This is a genomic window from Pseudomonas sp. NFACC51, from assembly GCF_900103575.1.
GTDB classification, from domain to species: domain Bacteria; phylum Pseudomonadota; class Gammaproteobacteria; order Pseudomonadales; family Pseudomonadaceae; genus Aquipseudomonas; species Aquipseudomonas fluorescens_Q.
Map to the genome: position 1 here is coordinate 184,458 of NZ_FMXH01000013.1, position 11,035 is coordinate 195,492.

12 protein-coding genes are annotated in these 11,035 nt (G+C 57.5%); 11 read left to right on the forward strand and 1 reads right to left on the reverse strand.

Annotated elements, in window-relative coordinates; translation table 11 throughout:
- Positions 1-228: 228 nt before the first annotated feature.
- Entirely contained in the window at positions 229-1,365 is a 1,137-nt protein-coding gene (locus BLT00_RS23500) for an acyl-CoA dehydrogenase family protein (protein ID WP_092149504.1), read from the forward strand.
- Between the two features lie 131 nt (positions 1,366-1,496).
- Here the strand turns inward: BLT00_RS23500 and BLT00_RS23505 are convergent, their stop codons facing one another.
- Positions 1,497-2,537 (reverse strand): NADP(H)-dependent aldo-keto reductase, encoded by a 1,041-nt coding sequence (locus BLT00_RS23505; protein ID WP_092149508.1) that lies wholly within the window; start codon positions 2,535-2,537, stop codon positions 1,497-1,499.
- A gap of 245 nt (positions 2,538-2,782) precedes the next feature.
- Between BLT00_RS23505 and rplM the strand changes: the two genes are divergently transcribed.
- The 10 genes from rplM to BLT00_RS23550 all read left to right on the forward strand — a co-directional run bounded on the left by rplM (position 2,783) and on the right by BLT00_RS23550 (position 10,942).
- Entirely contained in the window at positions 2,783-3,211 is a 429-nt protein-coding gene (gene rplM / locus BLT00_RS23510) for a 50S ribosomal protein L13 (protein ID WP_003205365.1), read from the forward strand.
- Positions 3,212-3,225: 14 nt separating this feature from the next.
- Positions 3,226-3,618: a 30S ribosomal protein S9 gene (gene rpsI / locus BLT00_RS23515; protein WP_003205364.1), complete on the forward strand. Its 393-nt coding sequence runs from the start codon at positions 3,226-3,228 to the stop codon at positions 3,616-3,618.
- Between the two features lie 256 nt (positions 3,619-3,874).
- The gene (petA, locus tag BLT00_RS23520) at positions 3,875-4,468 is read left to right on the forward strand and encodes a ubiquinol-cytochrome c reductase iron-sulfur subunit (RefSeq protein ID WP_060740746.1); all 594 of its coding nucleotides are present in this window, start codon (positions 3,875-3,877) and stop codon (positions 4,466-4,468) included.
- Entirely contained in the window at positions 4,468-5,679 is a 1,212-nt protein-coding gene (locus tag BLT00_RS23525; protein ID WP_063324476.1) for a cytochrome b, read from the forward strand. Before petA ends, BLT00_RS23525 begins: the two co-directional genes overlap by 1 nt.
- Entirely contained in the window at positions 5,679-6,461 is a 783-nt protein-coding gene (locus BLT00_RS23530) for a cytochrome c1 (RefSeq protein ID WP_092149511.1), read from the forward strand. Before BLT00_RS23525 ends, BLT00_RS23530 begins: the two co-directional genes overlap by 1 nt.
- Before the next feature lie 148 nt (positions 6,462-6,609).
- Positions 6,610-7,227, forward strand: coding sequence for a glutathione S-transferase N-terminal domain-containing protein (locus tag BLT00_RS23535; RefSeq protein WP_003178195.1), 618 nt, complete (start codon positions 6,610-6,612; stop codon positions 7,225-7,227).
- Between the two features lie 16 nt (positions 7,228-7,243).
- Positions 7,244-7,657, forward strand: a complete 414-nt coding sequence (locus BLT00_RS23540; protein ID WP_053124982.1) for a ClpXP protease specificity-enhancing factor — start codon at positions 7,244-7,246, stop codon at positions 7,655-7,657.
- Between the two features lie 278 nt (positions 7,658-7,935).
- The gene (locus BLT00_RS23545; RefSeq protein WP_092149513.1) at positions 7,936-9,111 is read left to right on the forward strand and encodes an integrase core domain-containing protein; all 1,176 of its coding nucleotides are present in this window, start codon (positions 7,936-7,938) and stop codon (positions 9,109-9,111) included.
- Positions 9,112-9,182: 71 nt separating this feature from the next.
- Positions 9,183-9,308, forward strand: coding sequence for a tannase/feruloyl esterase family alpha/beta hydrolase (locus BLT00_RS32240; protein WP_256572786.1), 126 nt, complete (start codon positions 9,183-9,185; stop codon positions 9,306-9,308).
- A 509-nt stretch (positions 9,309-9,817) separates the two neighbouring features.
- Entirely contained in the window at positions 9,818-10,942 is a 1,125-nt protein-coding gene (locus tag BLT00_RS23550; RefSeq protein ID WP_092146064.1) for an IS481 family transposase, read from the forward strand.
- The last annotated feature ends 93 nt before the right edge of the window (positions 10,943-11,035 follow it).

An 11,035-nucleotide genomic window follows, 5' to 3' on the forward strand; every position in this document is an offset into this window, starting at 1 on the left:
GCTTGCATGAGGGTCGAGGCGAAGACCCGGTCGATTGCCAGGATGCTGACGCGCCGCAAGGGCGTGGAGGCGTGCATAGACATAATTCATCTTTATTTTTATAGGGGAAAGTGGTCACCAGACGGCTGGATCGTCTTATTTTTTGTCGGATGTGTCCAGTGTCCTGTCGTACCCCGCAGGCTTAGGCTCTGTCGGATAACCACGCCCAACAAAAACCAAAGGTGCGCCATGATCCCCAGAACACTGTTCAGTCCCGAACACGAATTGTTTCGCGACAGCGTACGAACCTTCCTCGAAAAAGAAGCCGTGCCGTACCACAGCCAGTGGGAAAAACAGGGACATGTCGATCGCCAGCTCTGGAACAAGGCAGGGGAGGCGGGCATGTTGTGCTCGCACCTTCCAGAAGCCTATGGGGGGCTGGACGCCGATTTTCTCTACAGCACGGTGGTGATCGAGGAAATCGGCCGCCTGGGGCTGACGGGGATCGGGTTCTCGCTGCATTCCGACATCGTCGCGCCGTACATTCTGCATTACGGCAGTGAGGCGCTGAAACACAAGTACCTGCCGAAACTGGTGTCTGGCGAAATGGTCACGGCCATCGCCATGACCGAGCCGGGCGCCGGTTCCGACCTGCAAGGGGTGAAGACCACGGCGGTGCTGGACAGCGACGAATACGTCATCAACGGCTCGAAGACGTTCATCACCAATGGTTTCCTGGCGGACCTGGTGATCGTGGTCGCCAAGACCGATCCGAAGGCCGGCGCCAAGGGCACCAGCCTGTTCCTGGTGGAGGCGGGCACGCTGGGTTTTGAAAAGGGCAAACGCCTGGAAAAAGTCGGCATGAAGGCCCAGGACACGTCGGAATTGTTCTTCCAGGATGTCCGCGTGCCGAAGGAGAACCTGCTGGGGCAGGCCGGCATGGGCTTCGCCTACTTGATGCAGGAGCTACCCCAGGAGCGCCTGACCGTCGCCATTGGCGGCCTGGCATCGGCTGAAGCGGCGCTGCAATGGACTCTGGACTACACCCGCGAGCGCAAGGCATTCGGCAAATCCATCGCGGACTTCCAGAACACCCGTTTCAAGCTCGCGGAAATGGCCACCGAAATCCAGATCGGCCGGGTCTTCGTCGACCGCTGCCTGGAGTTGCACCTGCAAGGCAAGCTGGACGTGCCGACGGCGGCGATGGCCAAGTACTGGGGCACCGACCTGCAATGCAAGGTGCTCGACGAGTGCGTGCAGTTGCATGGCGGCTACGGCTTCATGTGGGAATACCCGATTGCCCGGGCGTGGGCGGATGCGCGGGTGCAGCGGATCTATGCCGGGACCAATGAGATCATGAAGGAGATCATTGCGCGGTCGCTGTAATGCCGCGTGATCGTTCCCGCGCTCTGCGTGGGAATGCATCCCGTGACGCTCTGCGTCACCCTCCAGAAGCGGAACGCGGAGCGTCCCTGGCGGCATTCCCACGCAGAGCGTGGGAACGATCCATGAATCGATCAAGGGGCCGGGTTGGGCTGATCCTTGTGGATCGCCTCGATCCCCGCCAGCACTGCGTCCGACAGCTTCAGGTCGAAGCTGGCAATGTTGCTGTCCAGTTGCTCCAGCGTGGTGGCGCCAATGATGTTGCTCGTCACGAACGGCTGCCGGGTGACGAACGCCAGGGCCATCTGCGCCGGGTCCAGGCCATGTTCGCGGGCCAGGGCCACATAACGGCTGCACGCCGCTTCCGATTGCGGGTTGAAGTAACGCATGAAGCGGCTGTACAGCGTCAGGCGGCCCTTGGCGGGCCGTGCGCCGTTTTCGTACTTGCCCGACAGGAAGCCGAACGCCAGTGGCGAATAAGCCAGCAAGCCGCATTGCTCGCGAATGGCGATTTCCGACAGGCCGATCTCGAAGCTGCGGTTGAGCAGGTTGTACGGGTTCTGGATCGACACCGCTCGCGGCCAGCCACGGGCCTCGGCCAGGGCAAGGAACTTCATGGTGCCCCACGGCGTTTCGTTGGACAGGCCGATATGGCGGATCTTGCCGGCGCGAACCTGTTCGTCCAGGGCTTCGAGGGTTTCCTCCAGCGGGGTGAACGTTTCGTCGGCCTTGTGCTGGTAGCCCAGTTGACCGAAGAAGTTGGTGCTGCGCTCCGGCCAGTGCAACTGATAGAGATCGATGTAGTCGGTTTGCAGGCGCTTGAGGCTGGCGTCCACGGCTTCGACGATGTGGCGGCGGTTGTGCTTGAGGTTCTTGTCGCGGATGTAGTCGATAGTGTTGCCGGGGCCGGCGATCTTGCTCGCCAGGATCCAGTCGGCACGATCGCCGCGACTCTTGAAGTAATTGCCGATGTAGCGCTCGGTGGTGGCGTAGGTTTCGGCCTTGGGCGGCACCGGGTACATCTCGGCGGTGTCGATGAAATTGATGCCGGCACCCTTGGCGCGTTCGATCTGGGCGAAGGCCTCGGCCTCGCTGTTCTGCTCACCCCAGGTCATGGTTCCGAGGCACAGGGCACTCACGTTCAGATCGGTACGGCCTAGCGGGCGATAGTCCATCGGGAACTCCTTGGGCAAAACAATCATAAAAGCAGGTTGAAATATTTTTCGCAATCTGCATAATTGCGCACCTCTTTCTGCAGTGGAAGTGATGCGCCGCCGCCGAAGAATCTTGCCGTTGAACGGACGCGCCGACCCGAGCCCCCGAAAGCGTCTGTATCCGGCTGCCTTTGACTTGTCAAAGTACGCACTATTCAGTAAGATCCGCCGTCTAATTTACAGGGCGGCCCCTGAGGCTATAAAGAATGAAAACTTTTACTGCTAAACCGGAAACAGTAAAGCGCGACTGGTTTGTCGTCGACGCTGCTGGTCAGACCCTGGGTCGTCTGGCCACCGAAATCGCGAGCCGTCTGCGTGGCAAGCACAAGCCTGAGTACACCCCTCACGTTGACACCGGTGACTACATCGTCGTGATCAACGCTGAGCAAGTACGTGTTACTGGCGCTAAAACCACTGACAAAATGTACTACTCCCACTCCGGTTTTCCTGGCGGCATCAAGTCGATCAACTTTGAAAAGCTGATCGCCAAAGCCCCTGAGCGCGTGATCGAGACCGCGGTTAAAGGCATGCTGCCTAAAAACCCACTGGGTCGCGACATGTATCGTAAGCTGAAGGTTTATGCGGGCGCTGCTCACCCTCATACTGCTCAGCAGCCCCAAGAACTGAAGTTTTAACGGAATAGTTCATTATGTCGGCGACTCAAAATTACGGCACTGGCCGTCGCAAGACTGCAACCGCACGCGTTTTCCTGCGTCCGGGCACTGGTAATATCTCCATCAACAACCGCTCCCTGGATAACTTCTTCGGCCGCGAAACTGCCCGCATGGTAGTTCGTCAGCCGCTGGAACTGACCGAGACCGTCGAAAAATTCGACATCTACGTCACCGTTATCGGTGGTGGTGTAAGTGGTCAAGCTGGCGCAATCCGCCACGGCATCACTCGCGCCCTGATGGATTACGACGAGACTCTGCGTGGTGCTCTGCGCAAAGCCGGCTTCGTAACTCGCGATGCTCGCGAAGTTGAACGTAAGAAAGTCGGTCTGCGTAAAGCGCGTAAGCGTCCGCAGTACTCGAAGCGTTAATTTCGCTTCCGCTTTCAAAAGGCGCCCAGTTCCTCACGGAGCTGGGCGTTTTTTTATGGGCAAAAGAATTGCTCTGTGACAACTTGCCACATTCGTAGAGCCCCTATACTACAAGGCTTGGCGGTTTGGCCGCTTGGTAATTACCTTGTCAGAATTGGGGCTTTTCATTACCATTCGGCAAAATTTTTATAAGTTCAGATTTTTACTTAGTAGACGCCTGATCTAACAGGCCACAAAGCTGATGGGAGAGGACTGAATGAGCAATGACGGCGTGAATGCAGGCCGGCGTCGCTTCCTGGTAGCAGCCACATCCGTGGTGGGTGCTGCAGGAGCGGTGGGGGCTGCGGTCCCGTTCGTGGGGTCATGGTTTCCCAGTGCCAAGGCGAAAGCCGCAGGTGCACCGGTGAAAGTGAATGTCAGCAAGATCGAGCCAGGCCAGCAGATGATTGCTGAGTGGCGCGGCCAGCCGGTATTCATCGTCCGCCGTACAGAGGAAATCCTGGGGAATCTGAAAAAGATCGAGGGTCAGTTGTCCGACCCGTCCTCCAAGAACTCTACGCAACCGACCTATGTCGACCCGCAGACGCGTTCGATCAAGCCAGAGGTCCTGCTGCTGATCGGGATCTGTACGCACCTGGGTTGCTCGCCAACGTTCCGCCCTGAAGTGGCGCCTGCCGACCTGGGCAAGGACTGGGTCGGTGGTTATTTCTGCCCTTGCCACGGCTCCCACTACGACCTGGCCGGTCGCGTCTACAAGTCGCAGCCTGCACCTCTGAACCTGCCAGTTCCCCCGCATTCCTATGAGACCGATGACATCATTGTCGTTGGCGTCGATACGGAGAAAGCGTGATGAGCAAATTCATGGATTGGGTTGATGCGCGCTTTCCCGCGACCAAAATGTGGGAAGACCATCTCAGCAAGTATTACGCTCCGAAGAACTTCAACTTCTTCTACTTCTTTGGCTCCCTGGCGCTGCTCGTTCTGGTCAACCAGATCGTCACCGGTGTCTGGCTGACCATGAGCTACACCCCGTCGGCGGAAGAAGCGTTTGCCTCCGTCGAATACATCATGCGCGACGTCGAGTACGGCTCGATCCTGCGTCTGCTGCACTCCACCGGCGCTTCGGCGTTCTTCATCGTGGTCTACCTGCACATGTTCCGTGGCTTGCTCTACGGTTCGTACCAGAAGCCTCGCGAGCTGGTGTGGGTCTTCGGCATGCTGATCTACCTGGCGCTGATGGCCGAGGCCTTCATGGGCTACCTGCTGCCGTGGGGCCAGATGTCCTACTGGGGTGCCCAGGTGATCATCTCGCTGTTCGGTGCGATCCCGGTCATCGGTGACGACCTGACCCAGTGGATTCGCGGTGACTACCTGATCTCGGGCATTACCCTGAACCGCTTCTTTGCCCTGCACGTGGTCGCCCTGCCGATCGTGATCCTTGGCCTGGTGGTTCTGCACATCCTGGCCTTGCACGAAGTCGGCTCGAACAACCCCGATGGCGTGGACATCAAGAAGCACAAGGACGAGAACGGCGTACCGCTGGATGGCATCGCCTTCCACCCGTACTACACCGTGAAAGATATCGTCGGCGTGGTGGTCTTCCTGTTCATCTTCTGTTCCATCGTGTTCTTCTTCCCGGAAATGGGTGGTTACTTCCTCGAGAAGCCGAACTTCGAGCAGGCGAACGCGTTCAAGACCCCTGAGCACATTGCCCCGGTCTGGTACTTCACGCCGTTCTACGCGATTTTGCGGGCGATCCCGGACAAGCTGATGGGCGTTATCGCCATGGGCGCGGCCATCGCAGTGCTGTTCGTCCTGCCGTGGCTGGACCGCAGCCCCGTCAAGTCGATGCGCTACAAAGGCTGGCTGAGCAAGATCTGGCTCGTGGTGTTCTGCATCTCGTTCGTGATCCTGGGTGTGTTGGGTGTGCTGGCGCCAACGCCGGGTCGGACGCTGCTGTCGCAGGTCTGCACCTTCCTGTACTTCGCCTACTTCATTCTGATGCCGTTCTACACAAGGCTCGAGAAGACCAAACCGGTTCCGGAAAGGGTGACTGGCTGATGAAAAAGCTATTTGCTGTACTGATTCTTGCTGCCATGCCTGTATTGTCCTTCGCGGCTGAACACGGTGGTCCAGAGCTGGAAAAGGTCGACATCGACGTTTCCGACAAAGCTGCCATGCAGGACGGCGCACGTACGTTCGCCAACTACTGCATGGGTTGCCACAGTGCCAAGTTCCAGCGCTACGAGCGTGTTGCCGATGACCTGGGCATTCCTCATGAATTGATGCTCGAGAAACTGGTGTTCACCGGTGCCAAGCTGGGCGACCACATGACCATCGGCATGCAGCCTGCGGATGCCAAGACCTGGTTCGGTGCCGCGCCGCCGGACCTGACCCTTGTCGCCCGTGTACGTGGGACTGACTGGCTTTATGGTTACCTGCGTTCGTTCTACGAAGATCCTGCGCGTCCATGGGGCGTGAACAACAAGGTCTTCCCGAACGTCGGCATGCCTAACGTACTGGTCGGCCTCCAGGGGCGCCAGGTGGTAGGCTGCAAACAGGTTCAGATCGTTGAGGGCGGCAAAAAGCAATTCGACCCGCTGACCGGCACTGCTTTGACTCATGAAGCCTGCGACCAGCTGACTGTATTGCCGAACACCGGCAGCCTGACGCCGGAGCAGTTCGACGAGAAGGTCAAGAACCTGGTGACCTTCCTGGCCTACTCGGCCAATCCGGTGAAGCTGGAGCATCAGCGCATCGGTACCTATGTATTGCTGTACCTGGCGTTCTTCTTCGTATTCGCGTACCTGCTCAAGCGTGAATACTGGAAAGACGTGCATTGATAAAGCTGTAAGCCGTTGCTGTTAATCGTGCGCGCCCAAGGGCGTCTCTAATGTAACGAGCCTGGCCAGCCAGGTGTTACGGGAGACGCCCTCTGGGCGCGCTCGTTTTTCCGTTTTTCGATAATTTCAACAAGCGAGGAGGATCGCCATGGGCGTGACCAATCGGTTGGCCTGTTACTCCGACCCCGCCGACCACTATTCCCACCGGGTACGCATCGTACTGGCAGAGAAGGGTGTCAGCGCCGAGATCATTTACGTCGAAGCGGGCCGTCAGCCGCCGAAGCTGATCGAGGTGAACCCTTACGGCAGCCTGCCTACGCTGGTCGATCGTGACCTGGCATTGTGGGAGTCGACCGTGGTGATGGAATATCTGGATGAGCGTTATCCGCATCCGCCTTTGCTGCCGGTGTACCCTGTCGCGCGTGCCAATAGCCGTTTGCTGATCCATCGCATCCAGCGTGACTGGTGCGGGTTGGTGGATCTGATCCTGGATTCCCGGACCAAGGAGCCGGCGCGGGTCGTGGCACGCAAGGAATTGCGTGAAAGCCTGACTGGCGTATCGCCGCTATTCGTCGATAAGCCGTTTTTCCTCAGTGAGGAACAAAGTCTGGTGGATTGCTGCCTATTGCCCATACTCTGGCGTTTGCCGATTCTGGGTATCGAACTGCCGCGGCCTGCCAAGCCGCTGCTTGATTATATGGAGCGCCAATTCGCGCGTGAGGCTTTCCAGGCGAGTCTGTCTGGTGTCGAACGTGACATGCGCTAAGGCTTAGGGAGCCGCTATGAACTCCAGTCGACCTTATCTGGTCCGCGCGCTCTACGAGTGGATTGTGGACAATGATTGCACCCCGCACATGTTGGTCAATGCCGAATTTCCGTCGGTGCAGGTGCCGCAGGGTTTTGCCAATGATGGGCAGATTGTCCTGAACGTGTCGCCAGCCGCTGTGCGTCACCTGCACATGGATAATGACGCCGTCAGCTTTGAAGGGCGCTTCGGTGGTGTGCCGCACACCCTGTACGTGCCAGTTGCTGCGATTCTGGGGATTTATGCCCGGGAGAATGGTCAGGGTATGGTGTTTGAGCTGGAAGCGCCGTTGGACGGTGAAGAAGAGTTCGAGCCGGATGATGACCTGCCACCACCGGATGACGAGCCGCCGCGGCCTAGCGGTAGGCCTAGTCTTAAGGTGGTGAAGTAGCGGAGCGGGTGATCTGTTCGCTGTTCGCTGAGGAAAATGCCTGTGTCGTGAGATGTGGGCATTTTTTTTGGCTGCATTTATTGGTGGATTGGTGTGTATATCCGTTGCTGCGGTAACGGCTACTGGCGGTTCCGCTCTTACAGCGGCTCACTTTTGAAAAGCGCAAAAGTAAGCAAAACGCTCTTGCCGGTATGACTCACCCACATGGGTTACAAATCAGTTCACGCACATAGGTAACAGTTTTTAACTGGCAGGGTCGATTTCGCGAGGATCTGACCATGCTCTGGAGAGAGCTGAAACCTATGGACCTCAAAGTGATGTTCATCGCTGAGTATCTATCCGAAAAGCACAGCTTTAGCCGGCTGTGCCAGGACTATCAGATCAGCCGAAAGACTGGCTACAAGTGGGTCGAGCGCTATGAGCTGGAGGGACCCAGTGGGCTCGACGAACGTAGCCGCCGACGGCACAACCAAACCTATGTGGTACCGCTGGTTGTGAGGCAGGCCATCATTGAGCTTCGTTCTGTTGGCGAAACGATTCCAGGCCCTAAAAAGATCCAGAACGACTTGATGAAACGTTTTCCGGGGCAGGATCCGCCGTCGAAAACGACGATTTACAACATCCTTAAGGCCGCTGACTTGATCACGCCTAGACCGTCGCGTCAGCGTGTCGCTGTCTATCCCAAGCCTTTGCGTAAGGCAGAAACGCCTAATCAGCTTTTCAGCGCAGATTACAAGGGGCAATTTCTTACCGGGGCGGGCGTTTGGTGTTATCCGCTGACGATCATGGATCATGCCAGTCGCTTCCTGCTTGCCTGCGAGAGCATGGCCAATACCAATCTCAAGGAGACCCAGCAAACCTTCGAGCGCGTTTTTCGTGAGTATGGGATGCCTGAGCGCATCCGCACCGATAACGGCGTGCCGTTTGCCAGTACAGGACGTGCGGGGCTGTCGCAATTGTCAATCTGGTGGTTACGCCTTGGGATTATTCCTGAGCGAATTGAGCCCGGTCGGCCAGACCAAAATGGACGTCATGAACGTATGCACCGGACATTGAAAAGTACCTTTCCCCAACCGCCGGCAATTGCTTGGGAGGCGCAGCAAAAACACTTTGATCGATTTATGCAGCACTACAATTACGAACGAGGACACGAGGCACTCGGCCAGAAAACTCCCGCCTCTTGTTACACACCCTCCACTCGAGCTTATCCAGAGAAGCTACCGGAAATGGGGTATGCGAGCCACATTGAGTGTTACCTGGCAGATGGTAGCGGAATTATTAATCGAGCCGGTCTGCGGATATACGTGGGGAATCTGCTCAGGCATCAGAACATTGGAATGGAGATGATCAAGGACGGGGTATGGAATGTGATCTTCGGTCCGGTGATCCTAGGTCACGTCAATGCCAGGGACGCAAAGAACGGCTATGTTTCAATAAAAGTGTCACCTATGTGAATGCACTTTTTTGTAACCCATGTGGTTGTCCCGTACATGCCCCACCACTCGGTGCCTCGCCTAGGCTCGGCATGCCCGAACGCAGGCATTGCTCCGTGGGCCGCCGCGAAGGGCCATCCATGGCCCAGCGCGGCTATCCCGGCATCCATGCCGGGATGCCCACTGCGCAATACCTGCGTTCGGCCAGCGTGGTTTAACGGGGCGCCTAGATCAAGATCAAGATCAAGATCAAGATCTAAAGCAAAGCAAGGGCGGGGATATATCCAGCATCTATGTGGCTGGGCCATCGCTATCGCGAGCAAGCTCGCTCCCACATGGGGTTGTGGGTGTTCACAGCAGCTACACACGACACAAACACCTGGGGGAGCGCGATCCCCATCAAGAACCAGGTCGGCTATCAGGCCGCCTCGCAGTGGACGTTGATCTCGGCGCCCCATTAACCACGCTGGCCGAACGCAGGCATTGCGCAGTGGGCACCTCGGCATGGATGCCGAGGTAGCCGCGCTGGGCCATGGATGGCCCTTCGCGGCGGCCCGCGGAGCAATGCCGGAGTGAGGGCACACCGAGCCTAAGCGAGGTGCCGAGTGGTGGGGCAGGAGCGCTTTGGTTACTTTCGCGCTTTTTGTACGGACCGGACACATGGTTGACGGGTGTGCGGGGACATGGTTGACACTTTCCAGCGAGCCAATTTCGCCGGAAAGCCATCATGCCCTGGACTACGAGAGATGCCATGAGCCTGAAAGAAGAGTTCGTTGCCTTAGCACGGCAACCCGGCAGCAATAAACGTGAGCTGTGTCGAAGATTCGGTATCAGCCCGCAAACAGCCTACAAGTGGCTAGATCGCTACAAGGCGCATGGTCAGCCTGGTCTGCAAGAGAAATCTCGCAGACCCGCGACCAGCCCCAAACTGACGCAGGTCGCCATGGAGGCGCAAGTCGTGGCCCTTAGGCTGGCCCATCCGGCATGGGGCGGACGCACGATTAGCAGCCTGTTGGAAAAACGTATCGCCCCCAGCACCGTCACCAATGTCTTGCACCGGCACGGCCTGATCCAGCCCTCTCAGAGAGAGCAATCGGCAACGCTGAGATTTGAACACGACGCGCCTAATGATCTTTGGCAGATGGATTTCAAAGGGCATTTTGCGCTGCAACAAGGTCGGTGCCATCCCCTGACCCTGCTGGACGATCATTCTCGGTTCAGCCTAGCCATTGAGGCTTGTGACAACGAACGGGGAGCCACGGTGAAGGAGAGGATGATCGAGGTTTTCCAACGCTATGGCTTGCCGGCGCGTATCAACGTCGATAACGGCCCACCCTGGGGCTCGCCACGCAATCCGGGTGAAGTGACAGAGCTGAGTATCTGGCTGATTCGCCTGGGGATCCGGATCAGTTTCAGCCGTCCTCGCCATCCTCAAACCAATGGAAAGATCGAACGTTTCCACCGCTCGCTCAAAGCAGAAGTGCTGGATGGGCGTCATTTTTCCACGCTAATGGACGCTCAATCGGCTTTTGATCGATGGCGTGAGGTTTATAACCTGCAGCGCCCCCATCAGGCGCTGGGCTACAAGGTGCCTATGGACCGCTATCGGAGCAGCCCCTGGGCGTATCCGCAGCAACTGTCAGAGTTTGAATATGGCCCGGATGATGTGTTGGCCAAGGTGTATCACAGTCGATTTCGCTTCCAGAAACGCTACTTCAGCATCGCCAAAGGACTGGTAGGACAGCACATCGCAATACGCCCTAACGCTGAAAGCGATGGCTTGTTTGACGTCTATTTCTGCCATCACTTCTTACGGACCTTCGACGTGAATAACCCTGACTACGGCGCATAATGTGTCCACTATGTCTCCGCACAGGTGTCAACCATGTGTCCGGTCCGTACACGCTTTTCGAAAGTGACCCGCCGTCAGGGCGGAACCCTAAGT